The following is a 26,989-nucleotide window of genomic DNA, read 5'->3' as shown; positions in this document are numbered from 1 at the left end:
TGACCCCTTCCAGCAAAACTCGCTAAATCCTATTTATCCGCATAAATATGAAAAATAGCGAAATGCTCAAACCCAAACGCAAGCGCCAGAAGCTCTCCGACGTCATCGTCGAATCGGTCAAGCGCTCGATCGTCACGGAGGCCCTGCGCCCAGGCGATCGCCTGCCCACCGAACGCGAGCTGATGGAGCACTTCGAATGCTCCAAAGGGACCGCCCGCGAGGCGCTCAAGGCCCTGGAGGTCGAAGGGCTGGTCAACACCCGCACCGGCCCTACCGGCGGCGCCTATCTCGCTGAAGTCGGCACCGAGCCCGCCAGTCGCGCGCTGCGCAACTACCTGCACTTCCAGCATCTGGACGGCGAACAGGTCTACCAGCTGCGCAAGGTCATCGAGGTCGAGCTGGCAGTGGCCGTGATGGGCCAGCTCAGCGACGCCGACTACGCTGCGCTGCAGGCCAACATCGACTTCTGCAGCACCCCGGAAGACAGCGAACAGGGCCAGCGCGAACAGCGCCTGGCGGAGATCGAATTCCACACCTTGCTGGCGCGCCGCTGCCCCAATCCACTGCTGCGCTTCATGGCGGTGTTCCTCAACGACCTGCTGCGCGACCTGGTGGTGCTGAAGAAGGCCTACCTGCCCAAGCGCCAGGCGTTCGCCGCTGCCAACATCGACTACCACAAGCAACTGTTGGTCGCCCTGCGCGCCAGCGACGAGAAGGCCGTGCGCCGGCTGATGCACGAACACATGTGCGACGCCGAACACCATATGACCGCGCTGGAGGGCGAGGTCGAACGCAACTTCCTGCTGGAGTTCGAACACCACCACTGATCCAGCCCGCACAGAGGCCTGCTCAAAGGCCCGGCCGTACCCGCTTTGCCATTGCCACTCCTGCCTAATAACCAGAACCAAGGAGTTATCCATGCAAAGACGTACCCTGCTCAAGGCAGGTCTTGCCCTGGGTGCCCTCGGCAGCCTCCCCCTGGGAGCGCAGCGGGCATTCGCCGAACAGCCGCTGGTCTTCTACGGGCTCAAGTCGATGTCCGGCGCCTTCGCCAGCTATGGCAAGTACGCCGACATGGGCTCGCGCCTGGCCATCGCCGAGCATCCGCAACTGCTGGGGCGGCCGCTGCAGTACAAGGTCATCGACACCGAAGGCAATGCCGGCAAGGCGGTGCGCAAGGTGCAGGAAGCCATCGGCCAGGACGGTGCGAGATTCTTCCAGGGCTGCACCCTGTCTTCGTCGGCCCTGGCCGTGTCCAAGGAAATCAACAAGGCCGGCGGCGTGTTCATGACCCCGGTCGGCGCCGACGAGATCACCGGCAAGGATTGCAATCTGTCGACATTCCGCTGGTCGGTCCCGACCTACGGCGCGATTCGCGAAACCCTGGTGCCGATGATTCGCCAGCTGCCGCAAGCCAAGCGCTGGTACACCATCACCCCGCAATACGTGTTCGGCGATGCGCTGCTGGACAATGCGCGCAAGGTTTTTGCCGAGTTCGGTGTCGAGCACATCGGCAACAGCTACCACTCACTGCAGGAGCAGGAGTTCTCCGGGTACCTGACCAATGCCATCGCCGCCAAGCCCGACGTGCTGGTGCTGCTGAACTTCGGCAGCCAGTCGTCCAACGCCCTGCGCCAGGCGGTCAATTTCGGGATCAAGGAGCGGATGAAGGTGCTGCTGGTCTGGTCGGCAGGGCTCGACCAGTTCCAGGAGCTGGGCAGCGACGTGCTCGAAGGGGTCTACCTGGGTGCCCAGTACTGGCATCAGGTGGATACGCCGCTGAACAAGGCACTGGTCGCCGCCACGCAGAAGGCCTACGGGATCAACCCCAACTATCCGCTGGCTGCCGACTACATCGGCACCAAGGTCATGCTCGACGCCATCGTCCAGGCGGGCACCTTCGACGGCGCCAGCGTCGCCAGGGCCTTGCAGGGCATGCGTTTCCAGGGCCCTACCGGCGAAGAGCTGATCCGCCCTGGTGATCACCAGGTACTCAAGGACTACTACCTGCTGCGCGGCAAGCCCCAGGGCCAGTTGCGCGACGAGGACGACCTGGCTGAAGTCATCAGTTCGGGCCGCTCGTTCGTCGAGGTCGATCACACCGGTTGCGCCTTGGCCTGAGGCTACGGCGCCAGTCAAACACACCTGTACAGGCAGCCGCGCCGCGCGCTGTCGAGGGCACGCTCATGCTCGAATTGTACCTGTTCCAACTGCTCAACGGCCTGGGCCTGGGGATGATCTACTTCCTCATCGCCGTGGGCCTGACGATCATTTTCGGCCTGCTCAACTTCGTCAACTTCGCCCATGGGGCGTTCTTCCTGCTCGGCGCCTACCTGTGCTACACCGCCGTGGCCCTGACCGGCAACTTCTGGCTGGCACTGCTGATCGCACCGTTGGTCGTGGCAGCGCTGGCCTGGGCGGTCGAGCGCCTGCTGATCAAGCGCATCTACCACCTGCCGCACACCTTCCAGATCCTGGTCACCCTGGGCATCGCGCTGATCATCCAGGAAGCCTCGGTACTGATCTGGGGGCCGGTGGGCAAGAACATCGCCGTACCGCCGGAGCTTCGTGGCGTGATCATTCTGGGCGACTTCATCTACCCCTACTACCGCCTGTTCCTGATCGGCTTCGCCGCGCTGATCGGCCTGGCCCTGTGGCTGCTGCTCGAACGCACGCGTTTCGGCGCCCTGGTACGCGCCGGCAGTGAAAGCACCGAAACCGTGTCGCTGCTGGGCACCAACATCTTCCGCCTCTTCTCCCTGACCTTTGCCCTCGGCGTGGGTCTGGCCGGTGTCGCCGGGGTGCTGTTCGCGCCGTTGCGTGGTGCCCAGCCCTTCGTCGGCCCGGAGATCCTCGGCATCGCCTTCGTGGTGGTGGTGATCGGCGGCATGGGTTCGTTCGGCGGCGCGCTGGTCGGTGGACTGCTGGTCGGCGTGGTGCAAAGCATGATGACCAGCCTCTGGCCGCAAGGCGCCAGCCTGATGATCTACGGGGCGATGGCCGCGGTGATCCTGGTCCGTCCCTATGGCCTGTTCGGGAGAGCATGATTGATGAGCGAGAAGAATCCACTACCGGCCGGGCCGCGCACGCCCGTCCTGCTGTTGCTGGTGGTCGCCAGCCTGGTGCTGCTGCCGCTGGTGCTGCCCTCGGCCACGCTGGCCACCGAGATCCTGATCTTTGCCCTGGCGGCGCTCGCCTGCAACCTGCTGTTGGGCTACACCGGCCTGCTGTCATTCGGCCAGGGCATTTTCTTCGGCGTGGGTGCCTATGGCGCGGCACTGCTGATGATCCACCTGAAATGGGGACTGTTCGCCGCGCTGCTGGGCGCTGCGGTATTCGGTGCGTTGCTGGCGCTGCTGGTCGGCGCACTGGCGATCCGGCGCAAGGGCATCTACTTCGTCATGCTGACCCTGGCCTTCAGCCAGATGGCGTACTTCCTGGCCTACACCCTCAGCGGCTGGACCGGTGGCGACAATGGCCTGCTCGACGTGCCACGGCCGAATGTCGAAGTCTTCGGCCACGTGCTGGTCGACCTGGGCAACCCTCGGCACTTCTATGCCTTCGTCGCCCTGCTGTTCCTGCTGATTTTCGCCTTCGCCCTGCGGGTGATCCGCTCGCCCTTTGGCAGCACCTTGCTGGCGATCCGCGAGAACGAGACCCGCGCGGCGGCGATCGGCTACGACACCCGCCACTTCAAGATCCTGGTGTTCATGCTGTCCGGCGCCATCACCGGTATCGCCGGGGCGCTGTACGCCATGCTGCTGCACTTTGCGCCGCTATCGAACATCGACCTGATGATGAGCGAGAACATCCTGATCATGACCATCATCGGCGGCACCGGCTCGCTGTTCGGCTCGCTGCTGGGGGCCGGCGCCATCGTGGTGCTGGGCGATGTGCTGTCGGAGCTGTGGCCACGCTGGCTGATGCTGCTCGGGCTCATCCTGATCCTGGTGGTGGTGTTCATGCGTGGCGGCCTGTGGGGCGGCCTGGCCGAGCTGGGCAAGCGCCTGCGTCCGGGGCGTGCGTTGTCGACCAAGACCAAGGAGACCTTGTGATGAGCGAGTTCCTGCTGGAAACCCGCAACCTGGAGCTGGCCTACGGGCCGTTCCGCGCAGTCGGCGGTGTCGACCTGAAAGTCCGGCCTGGCACCATCCACACGGTCATCGGCCCCAATGGCGCCGGCAAGACCAGCCTGTTCCACTGCCTGACCGGCGAACGCCAGGCTACCGCCGGCAGCATCCTGTTCAATGGCCGCGACATCGTCCGCAAGCCCTCCCATGGCCGCGTTGCCCTGGGCATGGCGCGCTCGTTCCAGCTCACCAGCCTGTTCCAGAACCTCTCGGTGCGCGAGAACCTGCGCCTGGCCGCCCAGGGCCGCGACGGCCTGGGTGCGCTGAACTTCTGGCGCAGCGTCGAGCACAAGCGCAGCCACTGGGACACCGCCGACCAGGTGCTCGAGCGCCTGAAACTCACAGGCCGTGCCGACACCCTCGCCGGCGAACTCTCCCATGGCCAGCAGCGCGTACTGGAAGTCGGCATGTCGATCTGCGCCAAGCCGAGCCTGCTGATGCTCGACGAGCCCACCTCCGGCATGGGCATCGACGACATCCCGCTGATGACCGAACTGATCAGCGATCTGGGCCGCGACCACACCGTGCTGCTGATCGAACACAACATGAGCATCGTCATGTCGATCAGCCAGCGCATCACCGTCATGAGCCACGGCCAGATCCTGGTCGAGGGCACACCGGATTTCGTACGCAACGACGAACGCGTGCGCACCGCCTACCTTGGAGAGGCCGCCTGATGCTCAACGTCGACTCGATTCATTCCTACTACGACAAAAGCCACGTGCTCGAAGGCGTCTCCCTGCAGGTCGGCGCCGGGGAACTGGTGACCCTGCTCGGGCGTAACGGCGCTGGCAAGACCACTACCTTGCGCAGCATCCTCGGCATTGTCCAACCTCGCCAGGGCCAGATCAGCTTTGATGGTCAGCCCCTGGTCGGCCGCGAAATCTTCGATATCGCCCGCCGGGGCATCGCTCTGGTGCCGGAACATCGCGGCATCTTCCGCCAGCTCAGTGTCGAGGAAAACCTGAAGATCGCCACGCGCAAGGAGAGCCGCTGGCAGTTGCGCGACGTCTACGCGATGTTCCCGCGCCTGGAAGAGCGCCGCCGTAACGGCGGCTTCGCGCTGTCGGGCGGCGAGCAGCAGATGCTGGCGATCGCCCGCGCCCTGCTCAACGGCCCGCGCCTGCTGATCCTCGATGAGCCGACCGAGGGGCTGGCGCCGGTAATCGTCGACGAGCTGGTGAAGATCCTGCGGCGAATCAAGGACGAAGGCCTGTCGATCCTGCTGGTGGAGCAGAACCTGATGGTCTGCGATGCCTTGGCCGACCGTCACTACGTGCTCGAACAGGGCCGCGTGGCCTACCAGGGCAGCGCCGCACAGTTTCGCGACGACCCGAGCATCAAGAACCGTTACCTGGCGCTGAGTGCCTGATTTCAGGCCTTGCTCTGTATCGGCCTCTTCGCGGGCAAGCCCGCTCCCACTGGGATATCGCCACGCGCCCCCCGCGAAGAAGGCCTAAATCTGCTACAGGAGAGACGCACCATGAACACCCGCATCGATCCCTCGCAACACCTGCTCGGCCAGGGCGCCCTGGTCAATCGCGAGCGCCTCTGGCAATCGCTGATGGACCTGGCCCGGCTCGGTGCCACGGCCAAGGGCGGTGTATGCCGCCTGGCGCTGACCGATCTCGACCGCCAGGCCCGCGACCTGTTCGTGCACTGGTGCGAAGAGGCTGGCTGCACGGTCAGTGTCGACGCCATCGGCAACATCTTCGCCCGCCGCGCAGGACGCAACCCCGCACTGGCGCCGGTCATGACCGGCAGCCATATCGATACCCAACCCACCGGCGGCAAGTTCGACGGCTGCTACGGCGTCATGGCCGGGCTCGAAGTGGTGCGCACACTCAATGACCTTGGCCTGCAGACCGAGGCCCCGCTGGAAGTGGTGGTGTGGACCAACGAAGAAGGCTCGCGCTTCCCACCGTGCATGATGGGATCGGGGGTGTTTGCCGGCAAGTTCGGTCTGCAGGAGACCCTCGACAAGGTCGACGAACAGGGCCTTTCGGTGGGCGCGGAGCTTCAGCGCATCGGTTACGCCGGCCCGCGGGTGCCCACCGGGCATCCGGTCGGCGCCTATTTCGAAGCGCATATCGAGCAGGGGCCTGTGCTGGAGGATCAGCGCACCACCATCGGTGTGGTTCAGGGCTGCCTGGGCCAAAAGTGGTTCGACCTGGTGTTCACTGGCGTCGAGGCCCATGCAGGCCCGACGCCGATGCACCTGCGCAAGGATGCGCTGGTGGGCGCTGCCGAGGTGGTGGCCGCAGTCAACCGCGTGGCCCACGCCCACCAGCCACATGCCTGCGGCACCGTCGGCTGCCTGAACGTGCACCCCGGTTCGCGCAACGTGATTCCCGGCCAGGTGCAGATGACCCTCGACCTGCGCCACCTCGACCCCGCCCACCTGGATGCGATGGTCGCCGAGGTGCGCGAGGTGATCGAGGCCAGTGCCGCCCGCCATGGCCTGAGTTTCGAGCTGGCCCCCACCGCCGACTTCCCTCCGTTGTACTTCGCCGAGCAATGCGTCGATGCGGTACGCCAGGGTGCGCGCGAATTGGGCTTGAGCCACATGGACATCGTCAGTGGCGCTGGCCACGATGCGATCTTCCTCGCCGAACTGGGCCCGGCCGGGATGATCTTCGTGCCGTGTGAAGGCGGCATCAGCCACAACGAAATCGAGAACGCCGCGCCGCAGGACCTGGCAGACGGCTGCGATGTGCTGCTGCGCGCCATGGTCCAGGCCGCCAACCCGGGAGCCCATTGAGATGACAGGCAAGACCGCCATCGGTGAATTCAGTGCCACCGAGCTGCTCGAACTGTACCGCAGCCGCCAGTTGTCCCCCCTCGAAGTGATCGACGACGTGCTGGCCCGCATCGACCTGCACAACCCCGCCGTCAACGCCTACTGCCATGTCGACGGCGAAGGTGCACGCGCCGCTGCCCGCGCCAGCGAACGCCGCTGGCAGCGTGGCGAGCCGTGCGGACGCCTGGACGGATTGCCCACGTCGATCAAGGACCTGACCTTGACCCGCGGCATGCCGACCCGCAAAGGCTCACGCACCAGCTCAGGCGTCGGACCATGGGAAGTCGATGCGCCCTTCAGCGCCTTCATGCGCGAGGCCGGCGCCGTGCTGGTGGGCAAGACCACCACGCCGGAGTTCGGCTGGAAAGGGGTCACCGACAACCCGTTGTACGGCATCACCCGCAACCCTTGGGATACCCGCCTGACCGCGGGCGGGTCGTCTGGCGGTGCGGCAGCAGCAGCGGCGCTCAACCTCGGCGTGCTGCACCAGGGCAGCGATGCCGGTGGCTCGATTCGAATCCCCTGCGCCTTCACCGGCACCTTCGGCATCAAGCCGACCTTCGGCTACGTACCGCAGTGGCCAGCAAGCGCCATGACCGTGCTGTCGCACCTAGGGCCGATGACCCGTACGGTGGATGACGCCGTGCTGATGCTCGACTGCGTAGCCCGCCCCGACCCCCGCGACGGCCTGGCCGGAGCCCCACGCCAGTCGCCCTGGCTGGACGACTCGACAGACCTGCGCGGCCTGCGTATCGCCTACAGCGCCGACTTCGGCTACATACAGGTCGATCCGCAGATCCAGGCACTGGTGACCCAAGCCGTGCAACGCCTGGCGCGCCTGGGGGCGACGGTGGAGGAAGTCGATCCAGGGTTCAGCGACCCGCTGCAGACCTTCAATACCCTGTGGTTCGCGGGCGCGGCACGCTTGGCCAGTGGACTGAGCGAGGCACAACGGGACTTGCTCGACCCGGGCCTGCGCGGGATCGCCGAGCAGGGGGCTGGCATCAGCCTGGCCGATTACACCCAGGCACTGGAAGCACGTGCCGAGCTGATCGCGCAGATGAACGCCTTCCACCAGCGTCATGACGTGCTGCTTTCACCGATGCTGCCGCTGGTCGCATTCGAAGCCGGGCACAACGTGCCGCCAGGGTCGGGCATGACGCAGTGGATGGAATGGACGCCCTTCAGCTACCCGTTCAACCTGACCCAGCAGCCTGCGGCGTCGGTCCCCTGCGGCTTCACCCGCGAGGGGTTGCCGGTGGGGCTGCAAGTAGTGGGCGCGCGCTTTGCCGATGAACAGGTGCTCAGGGTGTGCAAGGTGTACGAACAGCATTACCCGAGTCGGCACCTGCAGGCGCCGCAGCGGCACTGAGGGTTGTGTAAGACACGCAGCGGCCTTGCGCGACCCGAGGCCGCTGCGTGTTTTCAGCCCAGACGCCCGGCCGGGGCGTAGGGCGCAGGATCGATGATCGGCTCGGCGCCGGTCAGCAGGTCGGTAAACAACTGGCACGAAGCAGGCGCCAGCACCAGACCGTTGCGGTAATGCCCGCAGTTGAGCCACAGCCCGGCGTGCCCAGGCACCGGCCCGATGTAGGGAATACCTTCAGGCGAGCCCGGTCGCAGCCCGGCCCAATGCCCAACGACTGGTGCGTCCTTCAGTTGCGGCAACAGTTCGATCGCCGAAGCCCGCAGGCTTTGCAGCGCAACCTCGGTCGGGGTCTTGTCGTAGCCCTCATGCTCAAGCGTGCTGCCCACCAGGATATGCCCGTCACGCCGCGGAATCGCATAGCGCCCCTTGGCCAGTACCATGCTCGGCAGAAAGTCGGCATCGCACTTGAACAGGATCATCTGGCCCTTTACCGGCTCCACCGGCAACTCCAGCCCGAGGGTGCGCAACAGGTCGCCACTCCAGGCACCGGCACTGAGCACCACTTCGTCGGCGGCCAGTACGCCTTCATCCGTCAGCACGCCGGTCACGCGCCCGCCTTTCTGGGCGAAACCGCTGATCTGGCAGTGTTCGCGCAGGCTGACGTTGGGCAGTGCCAGCAACGCGGCTTTCAGCGACTTCACCAGGCGCGGGTTGCGTACGTTGGCCACACCGGCCATGTAGATAGCGTGCTGATAGCCTGGGCCGAGCACCGGCACTGCGTCATAGGCCGCAGAGATGTCGACGGCGCTCAAGGGACGTTGTTCGCGTGCAGCCCAGGCCAGGGCCTGGGCTTCATCGTCGAGGTCGAGCCAGTACAAACCGGTGGTGTGCACTTCAGGATCGACGCCCGTGCTGGCGAACAGTCGCTCGCCCAACTGTGGATAGAAATCCTGCGACCAATGCGCCAGGGCGGTCACCGCCGGGCTGTAGCGCCACGGATACAGGGGCGAGACGATACCCCCGCCGGCCCAGGACGACTCACGACCGACCTCGCCCTGGTCGCACACCACTACACGGTCAACCTTTGCGGCCAGGTTGAAGGCAGTCAGCAGACCGATCACCCCGCCACCGACAATCACTACGTGCTTGCTCATCTGTCGATCCAACACCTGAAGTAAAAACGCCTCACCAACAATCCGCCTCATCCAGCGCCCCAGGATTCGCACGCACACCGGCCTGGTCAAGCTGGTAGTCGCCACAGCGATCACGCGCCATCAGCCCCTGGGGCTGACGCTCGGCCAGCAGCCGATACTGGCCGTGCTCGCGCCAGGCTCGCAGGCGGTAGAAACGGCTACCCTCAGGCAGCGGTGTCTGCCACTGCTCGCTGTCGGCATACTGGCCGGTACGGGCGTAGTGGTATTGCAGACGCTGGGCAGTATCGTGCAGCAGGCCGACCGCTTCGCCGCGCGCGGCACGCCGAAGCTGGTCGCTGTAGCTGGGATAGGCAACGCTCGCCAGAATGCCGGTCACGGCCACGACAAGCAACAGCTCCATAAGGCTAAGGCCACGTTGCATCTCAAGACTCCCTGAATCGCTGGCGCCAGGCGATACGCCGGGGTGCCTGGGCCTGTCCGGGCTCGACCGCATAGATCGCCTCCAGTACCTGCCGTGCGCGGGCCTGACGGCTTACCGCAGTGATCCGGAACAAGACCACCCTCGCCCCTTCCGGCATGTGCGCAGCGCGGGTGCTCACCCCCAGTTGCTGCACCAGAAAGAAACCGTGCTCGCTGGCCTGCCACGGTGGCTGCCCATCGATCAGGTCATGGGGTGCGGGCGGCGGGACGCACACCTGGCAGGGCGAGGGGGGCGCCAGGGCAAGCTGCAGCGCGCCCGCCAGCAGGCTCGCCTCGGCCTCTTCAAAGGCGCGCGCCGCCGCCAGCGCGCTGCCCGCCAACGCCATCTGCTGCAGCGTGTCACGCAGGGCCGAGATGGAGAACAGACCCAGCAGCAGGCTCAGCACCAGGGCCAGCAGCAAGACCATTCCGCGCTGGGCGCTCATGACGATGGCAACCGGTTGCGCAGGGCAACGCTCAGCGCGTAGTTTCGCTCGACGCCCAGCACAGGATCGCCAAGGGTCAACTGCAGGTCCACGCGCTCCCCGTCATTGCCCACGACACGGGTGACACGAAAAGCACGCACATTGTCGATGAGCACGGCATTCATGCCGCCGCCGCTGAGCATCAGGCCGTCGCCTTGAAAGCGGTAGGTCTGCCGCCGCACCGGGAACGCCAGCGTAGTGCCGCTACCGGCCTGGCGTGCCGGATGAACCTCGGCCCAGGTGAGGCAATCGGTGAGCAGCGTCCAATCCGGGTTGCCTCCTGCCCCTCGCACGTCGGCCGTCACCAGGCTGAGCGTGACCTCGCGGCCATCGCCGGCATGGGATATCTGCAACGGCTGGGCGAAGGCCTGTGCAGCAGAGGGGTCGATGAACTCGATGGCTTCGGGTGCCAGGCAGCCGAACATGCCGGTCATGCGAATGTCCTGCGCCAGCCGCTGAAAGGCGAGCGAGGCGTCATCCTGCATCCGCGACAGCGCGCCTTGCACGCGCCAGGCTTGCTGGGCCGACACCAGAGCTTGCCCCGCAGCGGCCAGCAGCATCAAGCCCAAGGCCAGTGCCAGCAGGGCCTCCAACAGGCCGAAGCCTCGTTGTCGAGGCGTCATGGCAGCACCCTGCCCTGCAGAGCGATGACCTGCGCCTCGCTGCTGCGTGGGTCATGCCAGCGAATCTCCAGCTGCAACCACTCTCCCGCCACGACCGCCCGCCCCTCACCGCGCTCGTCCAGCAATGAACCTGTCAGGGCGCGCCAGCCGTGCAGCGCCTCGGGTTCAAGCGTACCGCTCGCCCTCACACGCTCGAACAACAGGTGCGCCAACTGCACGGCCTGTGCATCGCGCCGCGCGCCCTCGCCGGCCTGCACTGCGCGTATCTGCGATGCCGCCGCGGCGAACAAGCCGAGCGACAGCACCAGCACTGCCAACACCACTTCCAGCAAGGTCATGCCCTGCTCCCTGTGCACCATGGTTTCGCCTCCTGCGAAATTTCCCGCCAAGCCTGATCGGCCTGGCTGACTGGACCTCCTGGTCCGCAGCACCGAAGCTACAGCGAAGCACTTCCAGGGAGGAATGCACGATGCGGCAACAGGGAGTAACACTGATACAAATGATGAGCGTACTGGCCATGGTCGCGCTTCTGACACAGCTCGCGGCACCGGCCTACGCCAACTTGACCGAAGACCTTCGCCAGGCCGCAGCCGCCCGTGACCTGGCACAGAGCCTGCGAAGCGCACGTGGCGACGCATTGCTGCAGAACCGGAGCGTTGTGGTGCAACCACTGGAGGGGGATTGGGGGAAGGGTTGGCAAACAGTGCTGGAAGGCAACCAACAACTGCTGCGCGAACATCGGCTGGGCCGACCCATGAGGATCGCTGCCAACCTGGAAAAACTGAGGTTCAGTGGCCTGGGTGTCCCGCTGCGCGACAATGGCGCATTTTCCGGCGGCACCTTGCAGATCTGCCAACGTGCGCAGGGCAGCAGTCAGCATCGGGTCGTTGTCGCACCTAGCGGGCGAGTCAGCCTGCGCAGCGGGGCGAGCGAAGCGCCGCGCTGCGTAGGCCCCTGATCAGATCAGCGAGCGAACCCGCAGCTCCTTGGGCATCGAGAAGGTGATGTTCTCTTCACGCCCATCGAGCTCCTCAGCGCCCGTAGCGCCCCAGGCCTTGAGCTGCTCGATCACCCCACGCACCAGCACCTCGGGCGCAGAAGCGCCTGCGGTGATGCCGATGCGCTGGACGCCGTCGAACCAGGCACGCTGCAGGTCTTCGGCACCGTCGATCAGGTAGGCCGGCGTGCTCATGCGTTCGGCCAGTTCGCGCAGACGGTTGGAGTTGGAGCTGTTCGGGCTGCCGACCACCAGCACCACATCACACTCATCGGCCAGTTGCTTGACCGCATCCTGACGGTTCTGGGTGGCGTAGCAGATATCATCCTTGCGCGGACCACCAATATTCGGGAAGCGTGCACGCAGGGCATCGATGACGCGACTGGTGTCGTCCATCGACAGCGTGGTCTGGGTGACGAACGCCAGGTGGTCAGGATCGCGGACCTGCAGGGTGGCGACATCCTTTTCGTCCTCGACGAGGTAGATGGCGCCGCCATTGCTGGCGTCATACTGGCCCATGGTGCCTTCGACTTCCGGGTGTCCGGCATGGCCGATGAGAATGCATTCACGGCCATCACGGCTGTACTTGGCCACCTCGATGTGCACCTTGGTCACCAGCGGACAGGTGGCGTCGAACACCTTCAGGCCACGACCGGCCGCTTCCTGGCGCACGGCTTGCGAGACGCCGTGGGCACTGAAGATGACGATCACATCGTCCGGGACCTGATCCAGCTCTTCGACGAAGATCGCGCCGCGGTTGCGCAGGTCCTCGACGACGAACTTGTTGTGCACCACTTCGTGGCGCACGTAGATCGGCGGCCCGAAAACTTCCAGGGCACGGTTGACGATCTCGATCGCCCGGTCCACACCCGCGCAGAAGCCACGCGGGTTGGCGAGTTTGATTTGCATGCTCGGCTCCAGGCTCACAGCGCCTTCACGTCGAGGATCTTGACCTCGAAGTTCAGGGTCTTGCCAGCCAGCGGATGGTTGAAGTCAATGGTCACCTGGTTGTCATCGAAGGCTTTCACCACACCCGGAAGCTCGGTGTTGGCGGCATCGTTGAAGATCACCAGCAGGCCCTCTGACAGCTCCATGCCGTCGAACTGCGAACGGGGCATCACCTGCACGTTCTGCGGGTTGGGCTGACCGAAGGCGTTCTCAGGGGTGATGGTCAGCTTGCGCTCGTCGCCGGCCTTGAAGCCGAACAGTGCAGTCTCGAAGCCCGGCAGCAGGTTGCCATCGCCGACCTTGAACACGGCGGGTGCCTTGTCGAAGGTGCTGTCGACGGTGTCGCCGTTTTCCAGGTGCAGCGCGAAGTGCAGGGTGACTTCGGTGTTCTGGCCGATACGGGTCTCAGTCATGGACCGGCTCCTCGGTTTTCTTGCTCTTGAACATGTCCAGCGCCAGCATCACCGCACCGACGGTAATCGCACTGTCGGCCAGGTTGAAGGCCGGGAAGTAGTGGGTGTTGCGCCAGTGGACGAGGATGAAGTCGACCACATGCCCCAGCACGACGCGGTCCCACAGGTTGCCGATGGCACCACCCAGCACCAGGGCCAGCGCGACCGCCAGCCAGGTCTCGTTGCGCCCCAGGCGCTTGAGCCAGACCACCAGTACGGCGCTGACCACCACGGCGATCAGGGCAAACAACCAGCGCTGCCAGCCCGAGCTGTCGGCCAGGAAACTGAAGGCCGCGCCCGTGTTGTAGGCCAAGGTCCAGCTGAAGTAGTCGGGAATGACCACGATCTGCTGGTACATGGTCAGGGCGTTGTCGAAATACAGCTTGGTGGCCTGGTCGAGGACCAGGACCACCAGGCTCAGCCAGAGCCAGGCAAGGCGCCCGAAGCGCCCCGCTGCAGGATTAGGCATAGTGGCGCACCTCACCGTTGCCGCTGATGTTGTCGACGCAGCGAGCGCAGATCTCCGGATGTTCCGGGTGGCTGCCGACGTCGGCGCGGAAGTGCCAGCAACGGCCGCACTTGGCGTGGCCGGACTTGACCACTTTCAGCTTGAGGCCTTCGACTTCGGTTGTCACCGCCTCGGCCGGCGCCTGGACGAACGGCACCACGCTGGCGGCAGAGGTGATCAGCACGAAGCGCAACTCGTCGCCCAGCTTGGCCAGGTCGGCGCTCAGGCCTTCCTCGGCGAAGAGCGTGACTTCGGCTTGCAGGTTGCCACCGATGACCTTGGCCACGCGCTGGTTCTCCAGCTCCTTGTTGACCGCCGCCTTGACCGCCATGATGCGGTCCCAGTAGGCGCGATCCAGCTCGCTGTCCTGTGGCAGCTCGCTCAGGCCCTGGTACCAGGTGTTGAGCATGACCGACTCGTTGCGCTCGCCCGGCAGGTACTGCCAGATCTCGTCGGCGGTGAAGGCCAGGATCGGCGCGATCCAGCGCACCAGCGCCTCGCTGATGTGGTACAGCGCGGTCTGGCAGGAGCGGCGCGCAACGCTGTTGGCGCCGGTGGTGTACTGGCGGTCCTTGATGATGTCGAGGTAGAAGCCGCCCAGCTCCTGCACGCAGAAGTTGTGCACCTTGGAGTAGACGTTCCAGAACCGGTACTCGGCGTAGTTCTCTTCGAGCTCACGCTGCAGCAGCAGGGTGCGATCGACCGCCCAGCGGTCCAGAGCCAGCATGTCTTCGGCCGGCAACAGGTCGCGCGCCGGATCGAAGCCGGACAGATTGGAGAGCAGGAAGCGCGCGGTGTTGCGGATACGCCGGTAGGCGTCGGCGCTGCGCTGCAGGATCTGCTCGGAAACGGCCATCTCGCCGGAGTAATCGGTGGCGGAAACCCACAGGCGCAGGATGTCGGCGCCCAAGGTGTTGTTGACCTTTTCCGGCTCGATGGTGTTACCCAGCGACTTGGACATCTTGCGGCCGTTCTCGTCCACGGTGAAACCGTGGGTCAGCAGCTCGCGGTACGGCGCGTGGCCGTCGATGGCGCAACCGGTCAGCAGGGAGGAGTGGAACCAGCCGCGGTGCTGGTCGGAACCTTCCAGGTACAGGTCGGCGCGCGGGCCGGTGGTATGGCCGATGTCGTGCGAGCCACGCAGCACGTGCCAGTGAGTGGTACCGGAGTCGAACCAGACGTCGAGGGTGTCGGCGATCTTGTCGTACTGGCCGGCCTCGTCACCCAGCAGCTCCTTGGCGTCGAGCTTGAACCAGGCCTCGATGCCTTGTTTCTCGACGCGCTTGGCCACTTCTTCCATCAGCTCGACGGTGCGAGGGTGCAGCTCGCCGGTCTGTTTGTCGAGGAAGAACGGGATAGGTACGCCCCAGTTGCGCTGACGCGAGATGCACCAGTCAGGACGGTTGGCGATCATCGCGTGCAGGCGAGCCTGGCCCCAGGACGGCACGAACTTGGTGTCTTCGATGGCCTTGAGCGCACGCTCACGCAGGTTTTCACCGTTGTTGGGCTGCTTGTCCATGCCAACGAACCACTGTGCGGTGGCGCGGTAGATCAACGGGGTCTTGTGGCGCCAGCAGTGCATGTAGCTGTGGCTGATGGTTTCGGTGTGCAGCAGCGCACCGACTTCCTGCAGCTTCTCGACGATGGCCGGATTGGCCTTCCAGATGAACTGGCCACCGAAGAACTCCAGCGATGGCGCGTACACGCCGTTGCTCTGCACGGGCGTGAGAATGTCGTCGTTGACCATGCCGTAGCGCTTGCAGGTGACGAAGTCGTCCTCACCGTAGGCCGGCGCGGAGTGGACCACGCCAGTACCGGCGCCCAGCTCGACGTACTCGGCCAGGTAGATGGGCGACAGGCGCTCGTAGAACGGGTGGCGGAAATTGATCAGTTCCAGCGCCTTGCCTGGCGCGGTGGCCACTACCGAGCCTTCCAGCGCGTAACGCTTCAGGCACGACTCGACCAGTTCTTCGGCCAGCACCAGCAGGCGCTCGCCGGTATCGACCAGGGCGTAGTTGAAGTCCGGGTGGATGTTCAGCGCCTGGTTGGCCGGAATGGTCCAGGGGGTGGTGGTCCAGATCACGATCGCGGCAGGCTTGTTCAGCGAAGCCAGGCCGAAGGCGGCGGCCAGTTTGTCCTGGTCGGCGATCGGGAAGGCGACATCGATGGTCTGGGATTTCTTGTCGGCGTACTCGACCTCGGCCTCGGCCAGGGCCGAACCGCAATCGAAGCACCAGTTCACCGGCTTGAGGCCCTTGAACACGTAGCCTTGCTTGACCATCTCGGCCAGGGCGCGGATCTCGCCAGCTTCGTTGGCGAAGTCCATGGTCTTGTAGGGATTGTCCCAGTCGCCCAGCACGCCCAGGCGGATGAATTCGCTCTTCTGCCCTTCGATCTGCTCGGCGGCGTAGGCGCGGCACAGCTCGCGGGTCTGGTCGGGCGTCAGGTGCTTGCCATGGGTGACCTCGACCTTGTGCTCGATCGGCAGGCCATGGCAGTCCCAGCCCGGCACGTAGGGCGCGTCGAAGCCCGACAAGGTCTTGGACCGGACGATCATGTCCTTGAGGATCTTGTTCAGCGCGTGACCGATGTGGATTTTGCCGTTGGCATAGGGCGGGCCGTCGTGCAGGACGAACTTCGGACGATCCTTGCCAATCTCGCGCAACTTCCGGTACAGGCCAATGCTGTCCCAGCGCTGCAGGATCTGCGGTTCGCGCTGAGGCAGGCCGGCCTTCATGGGGAAGGCGGTGTCCGGAAGGTTAAGCGTGGCTTTGTAGTCGGTCATTTCAGGCTCTTGGTTAGCGGTTGAGCGTGCCAGTGGGCACGTGCGGCGGCGATGTCCGCGTCGATCGCCGACTTCAGCGCCTCCAGGGAGGCGAATCGCTGCTCCTCGCGCAGCTTGTGGTGGAACTCTACTGTCAGACGCCGGCCATAGAGGTCGCCGGTGTAGTCCAGGAGATGGATTTCCAGGTGGGGACGCCCATCACCCTTGACGGTGGGACGAACCCCGATGTTGCCGACACCCGGCCAAGGCGTGCCGTCGATTTCGATGCTGGTCAGGTAGACCCCGGACAGCGGCACGCGACGGCGCTTGAGCTGGATGTTGGCGGTGGGCGTGCCGAGCTGACGGGCCAGTTTCTGGCCGTGCAGCACGCGCCCGGTAATGCGATACGGACGGCCCAGCAAGTGCTCGGCCAGCTCGAAGTCGGCTTCGGCCAGGGCCTTGCGCACTTCGGTGCTGCTGACGCGCAGGCCGTCCTGGATCACGGTGTTGGCCGCCTCGACGGTGAAACCGTACTGCTGGCCGGCCTGGACCAGGAAGTCGAAGTCGCCGACACGATCGCAGCCGAAGCGGAAGTCGTCGCCGACTTCCAGGTGACGCACGCCCAGGCCATCGACCAGCACCGCCTTGACGAACTGATCGGCGCTGAGCTGGCTAAGACGCTGGTTGAAGGCCAGGCACAACACCCGGTCGATGCCTTCGTCGGCCAGCAGCTCGACCTTGTCGCGCAGACGCGCCAGCCGGGCCGGCGCAGTGTCCGGGGCGAAATATTCCCGCGGCTGCGGCTCGAAGATCACCACGCAGGTGGGCAGGCCCAGCTCCTGGCCGCGCTCACGCAGGCGCGCCAGGATGGCCTGGTGGCCCCGGTGAACCCCGTCGAAGTTGCCAATGGTGGCGACACAGCCCCGGTGCTCGGGGCGCAGGTTGTGAAGACCTCGAACCAGCTGCATAACGCGCTTCTTGCTCATAAAGTGGCCGATTATAACCACACCGGGGCGCTGGTGACAGGCAGCAGTGCCACTGTGGGCCGTGGAATGCGAAAAACCGACGCCTGGCCCTGCCCCGACCTCAATGCAGCGCCTTGCGGACAAAGTGACGAGGGCGGAAACCGCACAGGAACAGGCACCCGAAGTAGGTCACCACACCCGCGCCGATCAATGCGCCGAGGCGCAGGAAACGCTCGAGCATGTTGCCCTGCTCCCAGGCTGGCATGAAGTGCATGCCCAGCAGCAGCACGCCAGACATCAGCGCCACCGCCAGTACCAGCTTTAGCAGGAATACCATCCAGCCGGCCTGGGGCTGGAACAGGCCTTGGCTGCGCAGCTTCCAGAACAGCAACCCGGCGTTGAGGCAGGCCCCCAGGCTGATGGCCAGGGCCAGACCTGCATGTTGCAGCGGGCCGATCAGGGCGAGGTTGAACAATTGCGTGCAGACCAGGGTGAAGATGGCGATCTTCACCGGCGTACGGATGTTCTGCTGCGCGTAGAAGCCGGGCGCAAGCACCTTGACCAGGATGATCGCCAGCAGACCGACCGAATAGGCGATCAGTGCGCGCTGGGTCATGGCGGCATCGGTGGCGGTGAACTTGCCGTACTGGAACAGCGCCACGGTCAGCGGCTCGGCGAGGATCGCCAGGGCCAGGGTGCAAGGCAGCACCAGCAGGAAGCACAGGCGCAGGCCCCAGTCGAGGATCCGCGAATACTCTTCACGATCCTTGTTGGCGTAGGTCTTGGCCAGGGTCGGCAGAAGAATGGTGCCCAAGGCTACGCCCAGCACACCGGAAGGAAGCTCCATCAGGCGGTCGGCGTAGTACATCCAGGAAACCGAACCGGCGACCAGGAAGGAGGCGAAGATGGTGTTGATGATCAGCGAAATCTGACTCACCGACACCCCGAGGATCGCCGGCAGCATCTGCTTGAGCACGCGCCATACCCCGGTATCGCGCAGGTTTAGCCGTGGCAGCACGAGCATGCCGATCTTCTTCAAGGCTGGCAGCTGATACAGCAGCTGGGCCAGCCCCCCCGCCAGCACGCCCCAGGCCAGGGCCATGATCGGCGGGTCGAAATAGGGGGTGAGGAACACGGCGAAGGCGATCATCGCCACGTTCAGCAGGGTCGGCGTAAAGGCCGGCACCGAGAAGCGGTTCCAGGTGTTGAGGATCGCCCCGACCAGCGACGACAGGGATATCAGCAATATATAAGGAAACGTCACACGCAACAGTGCGGTGGTGAGTTCGTATTTCTCGGCACTGTCGACAAAGCCGGGGGCCGTGACCCAAACCACCCAGGGCGCGGCGAGTATGCCCAGGGCAGTGACCAGAGCCAGGACCAGCGTGAGCAGGCCACTGACATAGGCGATGAAAGTGCGCGTGGCCTCCTCGCCCTGCTGGGTCTTGTATTCGGCAAGAATCGGCACGAAGGCTTGGGAAAACGCGCCCTCGGCGAAGATACGCCGCAGCAGGTTGGGCAGTTTGAAGGCAATGAAGAAGGCGTCGGTGGCGATGCCGGCGCCGAAGACCCGCGCCAGAATGGTGTCGCGCACGAAACCCAGCACCCGCGAAATCATGGTGATGGAGCTGACTGCAGCCAGGGATTTGAGCAGGTTCATCGAAAAGTTTTACGCCTGGGACTTGAGAGCGCTGCCAGATGACGCCCGGATGTGCGATAATCCCGCTTCTTTGCAGGGGTGCCAAAAACTCCCGAGTTTACAGGTCGTTGCGTAGAAAGGAATCTCTCCTTCCGCGCACACATGCCACTCGGCAGATCCTTGCAACTGGCCTTGACATCCGTCCGACTCATCGGCATGATTCGCGGCCTTATTTGTTTGCTATTTACCCAAAAGTCTTTCGAGGAGCTCGACGGTGGCCAACACACCTTCCGCCAAGAAACGTGCAAAACAGGCTGAGAAGCGTCGCAGCCACAACGCCAGCCTGCGTTCCATGGTCCGTACCTACATCAAGAACGTAGTCAAGGCCATCGACGCTAAAGACGCCGAAAAAGCGCAAGCTGCTTACACTCTGGCTGTGCCTGTAATCGACCGCATGGCCGATAAAGGCATCATCCACAAGAATAAAGCTGCTCGCCACAAAGGCCGTCTGAATGGCCACATCAAGGCGCTGAAAGAAGCTGCAGCTGCCTAAGCGACGCGCTTTAACAAAAACCGACCCTAGGGTCGGTTTTTTGTTGCCTGCGATTTAGCTGGCCATCGACAGGCAACCCAGAAGTCCGGGCCGCGATAAGCGGCCCTGGACTCATTGCTACTTGCCCACCGGGATCTTCGGCGCCCACTGCAACCAGGCATCATCCGGTTTATCGAACAAGGCAAAGGTCTGCTGCGGCCGCGCGGGATTGCCCATCTGCTCGCCATCCGGCGTTGCAAAGGCGATCCCTCCATCGATGAGGGTTTCCAGCGATTCGGTTCGCACCGTGGCCCCCTTGAACAGCCCCCAGTCAAAGCCGAAACCGCTGCTGTTCCAGAAGCGGCTGCCGCCCCGCACCAAGGCGGCATAACGTGGCTCGATCAGAATGTGGATCAACACCCGATCCGCACTCTGCCCCAGTTCGTAGCCCGTGACCTTGCCAACCTGTACTTCACGGTAGGTGACTGGTACACCCGGCTTTATCGAACCACGACGCGAGGCGCTCAACGTCAGCGGCAGGCCGACTTCCTGACCAACCACCTCCGGCGCTTCGGGCAAGGCGATGAAATCCCGCTGCGGGCCCTGGCTCTTCAATGCCGGCTGTACCTCCAGATACTGACCGCCGATCAGGGTATCCAGGTTCTCTGTGCGCACCAGTCCGAATGCCGGCTTCACCACCCAGAATTGCGTGCCTGCCCGGGCAATGCGGTCCGCAGCATCGGTGATCCGCGCACGCAGCAGCACAGCCTGCAGATCGGAGGTCAGGTCGACGCTTTCAATGCTGCCTACGTCGAGGCCACGGAAGCGGATCGGCGTACCGGGCTTGAGACCATCGGCACGCTCCACACGGATGGTCACGAGAGTGCCGGCACGGTTGGCTGCCTCCTCGTTCTCCAGCAGGCGGAAACGTGGAATGTGTCGTTTGAGCGGCACGTTCTGCTGCGGCGTGTCGAAAGCGATGCCACCGGCCATCAGGGTCTGCAACGACTCACTCTTGATCTTGATCCCCGACAGGCCGCCGGTGAGCGTGATGCCACTGGCATTCCAGAAGCGCGTCGAACCGTTCACCAGACCGGCATACTCTTTCTCGATATGGACACCAATCAGGATACGCTTGCTGTTGCGTGCGAACTGGTAGCTCTGCACGCTACCGACCTTGACCTGGCGATAGGTTACCGGACTACCTACCTCGAGCGAGCCGAGCGTGTCAGCGAACAACACCAGGTGCAGGCCCGGCGCCTTGAGATCGAGCGGTGGCGCCTTGGCTCTGGCCTCGAACTCACGCTGCGGTCGCGCGCCTTTCTCACCCGGACGAATGGCGATGTAGTTACCCTTTACCAGCGCCTCCAGGCCGGTGATGCCCGCCAATGAAATGGACGGTTTGACCACCCAGAACTGGGTACCTTCCACCAGGTAGTCTTCGGCCAGCGGGTCCAGCGTGAGCTCGGCCATGGCGCCATCGAGGCCATCATCGATCTTCAGCGTTTTCATGGAGCCCACCTGGATACCCTTGTACATCACCGGGGTACGTCCAGCCTGCAGGCCTTCGTAATCGGTCAGGTGCACCTTGATGCGGATACCAGCCTGAGCTGCCTCGAAGTCCTCATAGAGACGGAACGGAAGGCTCGGATCGGTGGGCGGGCTGTCCTTGCGATGCTCTGGAGTAGCGAAGGCGATGCCCCCAGCCACGATGCTCGACAGCGATTCACTGCGCACCTTGACGCCCGACAGATTGGCATCGATGCTGATGCCGCTGGCATTCCAGAAACGCGTGTGTTTGCGCACCAGACCAGCGTATTCAGGCTCGATGAACAGCTTGATCTCGACCGTTCCATGGTCGTCTGACAGGCGATAGCTTTTTACCTTGCCCACCTGGATCTGCTTGTAGAACACCGGGCTCTCACGATTGAGCGAGCCCAGGCGCTCGGCCTTGAGCGTCAGGTGCAGGCCGGGCTCCTTGTCAGAAAGCGGTGGCGCCTCGGCCAGTGCGGTGAAGCGACGGGTAGGTTCGCCCTGCCCTGGATCAACGGCGATGTAGTTGCCGGAAACCAGTGTCTCCAGCCCGGAGATCCCAGCCAGGCTGACGCTCGGCTTGACCAGCCAGAAGCGCGTGCCTTTATTCATGTGCGGCTCGGCCGTCTTGTTCATCTCGATGGTGGCGATCACACCCGTATTGCTGCCCTCGGCATCCAGCACCAGGCTGGTAACCTTGCCCACCGACATACCCTTGTAGATCACCTCGGTCTTGTTGGCGACGATACCCTCGCCGGTTTCGAAACGAACCTGAATCTCCACGCCAGCGTCACGATAGGCCTGCCAGGCAAGCCAGCCCCCGATCATCAGGGCGATCAGCGGCAGAATCCAGATGGCCGACCAGTTCGAGGCTGGGCGTGTTTTGGCCGTTGGCAAGTCACTCATGGTCGTCGTCCGACTCCGTGTTATCCCAGATTAGTCGGGGATCGAAAGTTAAAGCAGCAAGCATCGTCAGGATCACCACACTGGCAAAGGCGACGGCGCCCAGGTTGGCTTCGACACTGGCGATGCGACCGAAATTCACCACCGCCACCAGAATGGCGATGACGAAGATGTCGAGCATCGACCAGCGACCGATGAATTCGATAAAGCGGTACATCAGGATCCGCTGCCGGGCCGAGAGCGGCTGATGACGCTGCACCGAGTAAAGCAGCAGGCCAATGCCCACCAGCTTGAAGGTCGGCACCAGAATACTGGCAATGAATACCACCGCGGCAATAGGCAGCATGCCGTGCTTCATCAGGGTGATGACCCCGGACATGATGGTGTCCGGGCTGCCCTGGCCCAAGGTGCTGACGGTCATGATCGGCAGCAGGTTGGCCGGGATGTACAGGATCATCGCAGTGACGAGCAGCGCCCAGGTGCGCACGATACTGTTGGGGCGACGCGCATGCACGATGGCACCACAACGAGTGCAGGCCTGCGAGTCGCTGCCCGGCTCCTGGCGATTGAGCTCGTGACACTCGTTGCAGACCAGGATACCGGCATCAATCGCCCGCATGGGTATCCTCCCCGGAGAGCGCTACCCATATCTGATGCGGCGACATCACCACCTCCAGCCAGACCTGCACCAGCAACAGGCTGATAAAGCAGAACAAACCGAGCCCGACGGTCAGTTGCGCCAGGTCGACAAGCTTGACGATCGCTACCAGCACGCCCATGAAGTACACCTCGAGCATCCCCCACTCCCGCAGGTGATGATAGATGCGATAGAACAACAGGCCATGACCACGACCGATATTCAGGCGAATGCTCAGCAGTACCAGGAGTTGGCACAGCAGCTTGAGCAATGGAATGGCCATGCTGCACAGGAACACCACAGCGGCGACGCCACGCATTTCAGAGTTGTACAGGCCCAGAACACCACTCCACACCGTGTCGTCAGCGGTCTGGCCGAGCAGGTGCAGTTGCATGATAGGCAGGAAATTGGCCGGGATATAAAGGAACAGCGCGGTCAGCACCAGCGCGAGGCTGCGATTGACGACATTGTAACGATGCGCATAGAGCTCGTAGCCACAGCGCGGACACTGGGCTTTCTCGCCATGCTGCAGCACAGGCTTGCGCAGCAGCAGGTCACACTCGTGACAAGCCACGAGGTCTTCCAGCGGCAGGCTGGCCAGCGCTTCGGGATCGGCAGGGTTGGACATAGGGAGTTCTGATAGGAAAGTCGGCTCTATTCTAGTGTTCAGAGTCGAAATGTGGGAGATGGTGCTTTGCAAAGGCGGTTACGAATGGTGTCGGCCACCTGCTTGCTCTCGGCAGCGAATGCTGCCGGCTCTTGGCCGCGGAAAAGACAAAACCCCTACCTGCTCGCGCAGATAGGGGTTTTGCGAAATGAATCTTGACGATGACCTACTCTCACATGGGGAAACCCCACACTACCATCGGCGATGCATCGTTTCACTGCTGAGTTCGGGATGGGATCAGGTGGTTCCAATGCTCTATGGTCGTCAAGAAATTCGGTTGCCAGTGCGTCTTTGCAGACACGCCAGCCAATTCGGATATGTGATCTTTGTGGGTCGCTTCGAACTTTCGGTTCGTTTCGTCTTCACCACCACAATCTGCAAGGCAGATTGCTTGGGTGTTATATGGTCAAGCCTCACGGGCAATTAGTATTGGTTAGCTCAACGCCTCACAGCGCTTACACACCCAACCTATCAACGTCGTAGTCTTCGACGGCCCTTTAGGGGATTCAAGATCCCAGTGAGATCTCATCTTGAGGCAAGTTTCCCGCTTAGATGCTTTCAGCGGTTATCTCTTCCGAACATAGCTACCCGGCAATGCCACTGGCGTGACAACCGGAACACCAGAGGTTCGTCCACTCCGGTCCTCTCGTACTAGGAGCAGCCCCTCTCAAATCTCAAACGTCCACGGCAGATAGGGACCGAACTGTCTCACGACGTTCTAAACCCAGCTCGCGTACCACTTTAAATGGCGAACAGCCATACCCTTGGGACCGGCTTCAGCCCCAGGATGTGATGAGCCGACATCGAGGTGCCAAACACCGCCGTCGATATGAACTCTTGGGCGGTATCAGCCTGTTATCCCCGGAGTACCTTTTATCCGTTGAGCGATGGCCCTTCCATACAGAACCACCGGATCACTAAGACCTACTTTCGTACCTGCTCGACGTGTGTGTCTCGCAGTCAAGCGCGCTTTTGCCTTTATACTCTACGACCGATTTCCGACCGGTCTGAGCGCACCTTCGTACTCCTCCGTTACTCTTTGGGAGGAGACCGCCCCAGTCAAACTACCCACCATACACTGTCCTCGATCCGGATCACGGACCTGAGTTAGAACCTCAAGGTTGCCAGGGTGGTATTTCAAGGATGGCTCCATGAGAACTGGCGTCCCCACTTCAAAGCCTCCCACCTATCCTACACAAGCAAGCTCAAAGTCCAGTGCAAAGCTATAGTAAAGGTTCACGGGGTCTTTCCGTCTAGCCGCGGATACACTGCATCTTCACAGCGATTTCAATTTCACTGAGTCTCGGGTGGAGACAGCGCCGCCATCGTTACGCCATTCGTGCAGGTCGGAACTTACCCGACAAGGAATTTCGCTACCTTAGGACCGTTATAGTTACGGCCGCCGTTTACCGGGGCTTCGATCAAGAGCTTCGCTTGCGCTAACCCCATCAATTAACCTTCCGGCACCGGGCAGGCGTCACACCCTATACGTCCACTTTCGTGTTTGCAGAGTGCTGTGTTTTTAATAAACAGTCGCAGCGGCCTGGTATCTTCGACCGGCATGGGCTTACGGAGCAAGTCCTTCACCCTCGCCGGCGCACCTTCTCCCGAAGTTACGGTGCCATTTTGCCTAGTTCCTTCACCCGAGTTCTCTCAAGCGCCTTGGTATTCTCTACCTAACCACCTGTGTCGGTTTGGGGTACGGTTCCCAGTTATCTGAAGCTTAGGAGCTTTTCTTGGAAGCATGGTATCAACCACTTCGCACTCTAAAGAGCGCTCGTCATCAGCTCTCGGCCTTGAAATCCCGGATTTGCCTAAGATTTCAGCCTACCACCTTAAACCTGGACAACCAACGCCAGGCTGGCCTAACCTTCTCCGTCCCTCCATCGCAATAACTGGAAGTACAGGAATATTAACCTGTTTTCCATCGACTACGCTTTTCAGCCTCGCCTTAGGGACCGACTAACCCTGCGTCGATTAACGTTGCGCAGGAAACCTTGGTCTTTCGGCGTGCGAGTTTTTCACTCGCATTGTCGTTACTCATGTCAGCATTCGCACTTCTGATACCTCCAGCAAGCTTCTCAACTCACCTTCACAGGCTTACAGAACGCTCCTCTACCGCATCACCAAAGGTGATACCCGTAGCTTCGGTGCATGGTTTGAGCCCCGTTACATCTTCCGCGCAGGCCGACTCGACTAGTGAGCTATTACGCTTTCTTTAAAGGGTGGCTGCTTCTAAGCCAACCTCCTAGCTGTCTAAGCCTTCCCACATCGTTTCCCACTTAACCATGACTTTGGGACCTTAGCTGACGGTCTGGGTTGTTTCCCTTTTCACGACGGACGTTAGCACCCGCCGTGTGTCTCCCATGCTCGGCACTTGCTGGTATTCGGAGTTTGCATCGGTTTGGTAAGTCGGGATGACCCCCTAGCCGAAACAGTGCTCTACCCCCAGCAGTGATACATGAGGCGCTACCTAAATAGCTTTCGAGGAGAACCAGCTATCTCCGAGCTTGATTAGCCTTTCACTCCGATCCACAGGTCATCCGCTAACTTTTCAACGGTAGTCGGTTCGGTCCTCCAGTCAGTGTTACCTAACCTTCAACCTGCCCATGGATAGATCGCCCGGTTTCGGGTCTATACCCAGCGACTAAAGCGCCCTATTAAGACTCGCTTTCGCTACGCCTCCCCTATTCGGTTAAGCTCGCCACTGAATATAAGTCGCTGACCCATTATACAAAAGGTACGCAGTCACCTAACAAAGTAGGCTCCCACTGCTTGTACGCATACGGTTTCAGGTTCTATTTCACTCCCCTCTCCGGGGTTCTTTTCGCCTTTCCCTCACGGTACTGGTTCACTATCGGTCAGTCAGTAGTATTTAGCCTTGGAGGATGGTCCCCCCATGTTCAGACAAAGTTTCTCGTGCTCCGTCCTACTCGATTTCATTGAAAAGAGACTTTCGTGTACGGGGCTATCACCCACTATGGCCGCACTTTCCAGAGCGTTCCACTAATCTCAAATCAACTTAAGGGCTGGTCCCCGTTCGCTCGCCACTACTAAGGGAATCTCGGTTGATTTCTTTTCCTCAGGGTACTTAGATGTTTCAGTTCCCCTGGTTCGCCTCTTGCACCTATGGATTCAGTACAAGATACTCAGCTTATGCTGAGTGGGTTCCCCCATTCAGAGATCTCTGGATCACAGTCTGTTTGCCGACTCCCCAAAGCTTATCGCAGGCTACCACGTCTTTCATCGCCTCTGACTGCCAAGGCATCCACCGTATGCGCTTCTTCACTTGACCATATAACCCCAAGCAATCTGGTTATACTGTGAAGACGACATTCGCCGAAAATTCGTGAGAACTCACAAATTTTACCTTAGCCTGAATTACCAGCAGTGAAACTGGCATTCAGTCTATTTCTATCACATA

Annotated in this window: 24 protein-coding genes and 2 rRNA genes; 10 read left to right on the top strand and 16 right to left on the bottom strand. The window is 62.5% G+C overall.

The window, feature by feature from the left end:
• Window positions 1–62: 62 nt before the first annotated feature.
• The 8 genes from ACMGGG_RS01690 (at window position 63) to ACMGGG_RS01655 (ending at window position 8,302) form a co-directional block, all read left to right on the top strand.
• Window positions 63–827 carry a FadR/GntR family transcriptional regulator gene (locus tag ACMGGG_RS01690; protein WP_054895112.1) on the top strand — a complete coding sequence of 255 codons (765 nt, stop codon included), beginning with the start codon at window positions 63–65 and terminating at the stop codon, window positions 825–827.
• Window positions 828–918: 91 nt separating this feature from the next.
• Complete coding sequence (locus tag ACMGGG_RS01685; protein ID WP_054895111.1) at window positions 919–2,121, top strand: ABC transporter substrate-binding protein; 1,203 nt, start codon at window positions 919–921, stop codon at window positions 2,119–2,121.
• Window positions 2,122–2,186: 65 nt separating this feature from the next.
• Entirely contained in the window at window positions 2,187–3,047 is an 861-nt protein-coding gene (locus ACMGGG_RS01680; protein WP_054895110.1) for a branched-chain amino acid ABC transporter permease, read from the top strand.
• A 3-nt stretch (window positions 3,048–3,050) separates the two neighbouring features.
• A complete protein-coding gene (locus ACMGGG_RS01675) occupies window positions 3,051–4,055 on the top strand; it encodes a branched-chain amino acid ABC transporter permease (RefSeq protein WP_054895109.1) in 1,005 nt (334 codons plus the stop codon).
• Window positions 4,055–4,807, top strand: a complete 753-nt coding sequence (locus ACMGGG_RS01670; RefSeq protein ID WP_054895108.1) for an ABC transporter ATP-binding protein — start codon at window positions 4,055–4,057, stop codon at window positions 4,805–4,807. The genes ACMGGG_RS01675 and ACMGGG_RS01670 overlap by 1 nt, the downstream gene beginning before the upstream one ends.
• Window positions 4,807–5,502 (top strand): ABC transporter ATP-binding protein, encoded by a 696-nt coding sequence (locus tag ACMGGG_RS01665; RefSeq protein WP_414154758.1) that lies wholly within the window; start codon window positions 4,807–4,809, stop codon window positions 5,500–5,502. The genes ACMGGG_RS01670 and ACMGGG_RS01665 overlap by 1 nt, the downstream gene beginning before the upstream one ends.
• Before the next feature lie 111 nt (window positions 5,503–5,613).
• Window positions 5,614–6,891, top strand: a complete 1,278-nt coding sequence (locus tag ACMGGG_RS01660; protein ID WP_414154757.1) for a Zn-dependent hydrolase — start codon at window positions 5,614–5,616, stop codon at window positions 6,889–6,891.
• Window position 6,892: 1 nt separating this feature from the next.
• Complete coding sequence (locus tag ACMGGG_RS01655; RefSeq protein WP_414154756.1) at window positions 6,893–8,302, top strand: amidase; 1,410 nt, start codon at window positions 6,893–6,895, stop codon at window positions 8,300–8,302.
• A gap of 53 nt (window positions 8,303–8,355) precedes the next feature.
• Here ACMGGG_RS01655 and thiO read toward each other — a convergent pair whose 3' ends face one another.
• Genes thiO through ACMGGG_RS01630 form a run of 5 tightly spaced genes read right to left on the bottom strand, consistent with a single transcriptional unit; the run spans window position 8,356 to window position 11,379 of the window.
• A complete protein-coding gene (gene thiO / locus ACMGGG_RS01650) occupies window positions 8,356–9,453 on the bottom strand; it encodes a glycine oxidase ThiO (protein ID WP_414154755.1) in 1,098 nt (365 codons plus the stop codon).
• Window positions 9,454–9,484: 31 nt separating this feature from the next.
• Entirely contained in the window at window positions 9,485–9,874 is a 390-nt protein-coding gene (locus tag ACMGGG_RS01645) for a type IV pilin protein (RefSeq protein WP_125930789.1), read from the bottom strand.
• A gap of 1 nt (window position 9,875) precedes the next feature.
• On the bottom strand, window positions 9,876–10,358 hold the full coding sequence (locus ACMGGG_RS01640; RefSeq protein ID WP_112897290.1) for a hypothetical protein: 483 nt from the start codon (window positions 10,356–10,358) through the stop codon (window positions 9,876–9,878).
• Window positions 10,355–11,020 (bottom strand): PilW family protein, encoded by a 666-nt coding sequence (locus ACMGGG_RS01635; protein ID WP_125930791.1) that lies wholly within the window; start codon window positions 11,018–11,020, stop codon window positions 10,355–10,357. Before ACMGGG_RS01635 ends, ACMGGG_RS01640 begins: the two co-directional genes overlap by 4 nt.
• The gene (locus ACMGGG_RS01630; protein WP_414154754.1) at window positions 11,017–11,379 is read right to left on the bottom strand and encodes a prepilin-type N-terminal cleavage/methylation domain-containing protein; all 363 of its coding nucleotides are present in this window, start codon (window positions 11,377–11,379) and stop codon (window positions 11,017–11,019) included. The genes ACMGGG_RS01635 and ACMGGG_RS01630 overlap by 4 nt, the downstream gene beginning before the upstream one ends.
• A 110-nt stretch (window positions 11,380–11,489) precedes the next feature.
• Between ACMGGG_RS01630 and ACMGGG_RS01625 the strand changes: the two genes are divergently transcribed.
• Window positions 11,490–11,978 (top strand): GspH/FimT family pseudopilin, encoded by a 489-nt coding sequence (locus ACMGGG_RS01625; RefSeq protein ID WP_063542802.1) that lies wholly within the window; start codon window positions 11,490–11,492, stop codon window positions 11,976–11,978.
• Here the strand turns inward: ACMGGG_RS01625 and ispH are convergent, their stop codons facing one another.
• The 6 genes from ispH to murJ all read right to left on the bottom strand — a co-directional run bounded on the left by ispH (window position 11,979) and on the right by murJ (window position 19,314).
• Window positions 11,979–12,926 (bottom strand): 4-hydroxy-3-methylbut-2-enyl diphosphate reductase, encoded by a 948-nt coding sequence (gene ispH, locus ACMGGG_RS01620; RefSeq protein ID WP_063542800.1) that lies wholly within the window; start codon window positions 12,924–12,926, stop codon window positions 11,979–11,981.
• A gap of 14 nt (window positions 12,927–12,940) precedes the next feature.
• On the bottom strand, window positions 12,941–13,378 hold the full coding sequence (locus ACMGGG_RS01615; RefSeq protein WP_054895098.1) for an FKBP-type peptidyl-prolyl cis-trans isomerase: 438 nt from the start codon (window positions 13,376–13,378) through the stop codon (window positions 12,941–12,943).
• Complete coding sequence (lspA, locus tag ACMGGG_RS01610; RefSeq protein WP_054895097.1) at window positions 13,371–13,886, bottom strand: signal peptidase II; 516 nt, start codon at window positions 13,884–13,886, stop codon at window positions 13,371–13,373. Before lspA ends, ACMGGG_RS01615 begins: the two co-directional genes overlap by 8 nt.
• Window positions 13,879–16,710: an isoleucine--tRNA ligase gene (ileS, locus tag ACMGGG_RS01605; protein ID WP_151926493.1), complete on the bottom strand. Its 2,832-nt coding sequence runs from the start codon at window positions 16,708–16,710 to the stop codon at window positions 13,879–13,881. Before ileS ends, lspA begins: the two co-directional genes overlap by 8 nt.
• Complete coding sequence (gene ribF, locus ACMGGG_RS01600) at window positions 16,707–17,657, bottom strand: bifunctional riboflavin kinase/FAD synthetase (protein ID WP_414154753.1); 951 nt, start codon at window positions 17,655–17,657, stop codon at window positions 16,707–16,709. The genes ileS and ribF overlap by 4 nt, the downstream gene beginning before the upstream one ends.
• A 118-nt stretch (window positions 17,658–17,775) precedes the next feature.
• Window positions 17,776–19,314, bottom strand: coding sequence for a murein biosynthesis integral membrane protein MurJ (gene murJ / locus ACMGGG_RS01595; protein ID WP_054895094.1), 1,539 nt, complete (start codon window positions 19,312–19,314; stop codon window positions 17,776–17,778).
• A 253-nt stretch (window positions 19,315–19,567) separates the two neighbouring features.
• Here murJ and rpsT point away from each other — a divergent pair, with 253 nt between their 5' ends.
• Window positions 19,568–19,846 (top strand): 30S ribosomal protein S20, encoded by a 279-nt coding sequence (gene rpsT, locus ACMGGG_RS01590; RefSeq protein ID WP_029614579.1) that lies wholly within the window; start codon window positions 19,568–19,570, stop codon window positions 19,844–19,846.
• Window positions 19,847–19,963: 117 nt separating this feature from the next.
• On the opposite strand, the gene ACMGGG_RS01585 is transcribed toward rpsT, so the two are convergent.
• From ACMGGG_RS01585 to ACMGGG_RS01565, 5 genes are all read right to left on the bottom strand, one after another.
• The gene (locus tag ACMGGG_RS01585) at window positions 19,964–22,264 is read right to left on the bottom strand and encodes a PqiB family protein (RefSeq protein WP_054895093.1); all 2,301 of its coding nucleotides are present in this window, start codon (window positions 22,262–22,264) and stop codon (window positions 19,964–19,966) included.
• Window positions 22,257–22,880, bottom strand: coding sequence for a paraquat-inducible protein A (locus ACMGGG_RS01580; RefSeq protein WP_054895092.1), 624 nt, complete (start codon window positions 22,878–22,880; stop codon window positions 22,257–22,259). The genes ACMGGG_RS01585 and ACMGGG_RS01580 overlap by 8 nt, the downstream gene beginning before the upstream one ends.
• Window positions 22,867–23,526 (bottom strand): paraquat-inducible protein A, encoded by a 660-nt coding sequence (locus ACMGGG_RS01575; protein ID WP_054895091.1) that lies wholly within the window; start codon window positions 23,524–23,526, stop codon window positions 22,867–22,869. Before ACMGGG_RS01575 ends, ACMGGG_RS01580 begins: the two co-directional genes overlap by 14 nt.
• Before the next feature lie 192 nt (window positions 23,527–23,718).
• Window positions 23,719–23,834, bottom strand: a 5S ribosomal RNA gene (rrf, locus tag ACMGGG_RS01570).
• 133 nt (window positions 23,835–23,967) lie between these two features.
• Window positions 23,968–26,860 (bottom strand): 23S ribosomal RNA (locus ACMGGG_RS01565).
• Window positions 26,861–26,989 lie beyond the last annotated feature (129 nt).

The organism is Pseudomonas sp. BNK-44-b (genome assembly GCF_047456245.1).
GTDB classification, from domain to species: Bacteria; Pseudomonadota; Gammaproteobacteria; order Pseudomonadales; family Pseudomonadaceae; genus Aquipseudomonas; species Aquipseudomonas machongensis.
This window is presented reverse-complemented; position numbering and strand designations above follow the sequence as displayed.

Excerpts from the sequence above, each read along its gene's own strand:
- ACMGGG_RS01665 (WP_414154758.1), top strand. The coding sequence starts at position 4,807 with ATGCTCAACGTCGACTCGATTCATTCCTACTACGACAAAAGCCACGTG.
- ACMGGG_RS01670 (WP_054895108.1), top strand. The coding sequence starts at position 4,055 with ATGAGCGAGTTCCTGCTGGAAACCCGCAACCTGGAGCTGGCCTACGGG.
- ACMGGG_RS01635 (WP_125930791.1), bottom strand. The coding sequence starts at position 11,020 with ATGACGCCTCGACAACGAGGCTTCGGCCTGTTGGAGGCCCTGCTGGCA.
- thiO (WP_414154755.1), bottom strand. The coding sequence starts at position 9,453 with ATGAGCAAGCACGTAGTGATTGTCGGTGGCGGGGTGATCGGTCTGCTG.
- ACMGGG_RS01625 (WP_063542802.1), top strand. The coding sequence starts at position 11,490 with ATGCGGCAACAGGGAGTAACACTGATACAAATGATGAGCGTACTGGCC.
- ACMGGG_RS01655 (WP_414154756.1), top strand. The coding sequence starts at position 6,893 with ATGACAGGCAAGACCGCCATCGGTGAATTCAGTGCCACCGAGCTGCTC.
- ACMGGG_RS01660 (WP_414154757.1), top strand. The coding sequence starts at position 5,614 with ATGAACACCCGCATCGATCCCTCGCAACACCTGCTCGGCCAGGGCGCC.
- murJ (WP_054895094.1), bottom strand. The coding sequence starts at position 19,314 with ATGAACCTGCTCAAATCCCTGGCTGCAGTCAGCTCCATCACCATGATT.
- ribF (WP_414154753.1), bottom strand. The coding sequence starts at position 17,657 with ATGCAGCTGGTTCGAGGTCTTCACAACCTGCGCCCCGAGCACCGGGGC.
- ACMGGG_RS01690 (WP_054895112.1), top strand. The coding sequence starts at position 63 with ATGCTCAAACCCAAACGCAAGCGCCAGAAGCTCTCCGACGTCATCGTC.
- ACMGGG_RS01680 (WP_054895110.1), top strand. The coding sequence starts at position 2,187 with ATGCTCGAATTGTACCTGTTCCAACTGCTCAACGGCCTGGGCCTGGGG.
- ACMGGG_RS01575 (WP_054895091.1), bottom strand. The coding sequence starts at position 23,526 with ATGTCCAACCCTGCCGATCCCGAAGCGCTGGCCAGCCTGCCGCTGGAA.
- ACMGGG_RS01640 (WP_112897290.1), bottom strand. The coding sequence starts at position 10,358 with ATGAGCGCCCAGCGCGGAATGGTCTTGCTGCTGGCCCTGGTGCTGAGC.
- ACMGGG_RS01615 (WP_054895098.1), bottom strand. The coding sequence starts at position 13,378 with ATGACTGAGACCCGTATCGGCCAGAACACCGAAGTCACCCTGCACTTC.
- ACMGGG_RS01675 (WP_054895109.1), top strand. The coding sequence starts at position 3,051 with ATGAGCGAGAAGAATCCACTACCGGCCGGGCCGCGCACGCCCGTCCTG.
- ACMGGG_RS01645 (WP_125930789.1), bottom strand. The coding sequence starts at position 9,874 with ATGCAACGTGGCCTTAGCCTTATGGAGCTGTTGCTTGTCGTGGCCGTG.
- ileS (WP_151926493.1), bottom strand. The coding sequence starts at position 16,710 with ATGACCGACTACAAAGCCACGCTTAACCTTCCGGACACCGCCTTCCCC.
- ACMGGG_RS01685 (WP_054895111.1), top strand. The coding sequence starts at position 919 with ATGCAAAGACGTACCCTGCTCAAGGCAGGTCTTGCCCTGGGTGCCCTC.
- ACMGGG_RS01580 (WP_054895092.1), bottom strand. The coding sequence starts at position 22,880 with ATGCGGGCGATTGATGCCGGTATCCTGGTCTGCAACGAGTGTCACGAG.
- ACMGGG_RS01585 (WP_054895093.1), bottom strand. The coding sequence starts at position 22,264 with ATGAGTGACTTGCCAACGGCCAAAACACGCCCAGCCTCGAACTGGTCG.
- ispH (WP_063542800.1), bottom strand. The coding sequence starts at position 12,926 with ATGCAAATCAAACTCGCCAACCCGCGTGGCTTCTGCGCGGGTGTGGAC.
- lspA (WP_054895097.1), bottom strand. The coding sequence starts at position 13,886 with ATGCCTAATCCTGCAGCGGGGCGCTTCGGGCGCCTTGCCTGGCTCTGG.
- ACMGGG_RS01630 (WP_414154754.1), bottom strand. The coding sequence starts at position 11,379 with ATGGTGCACAGGGAGCAGGGCATGACCTTGCTGGAAGTGGTGTTGGCA.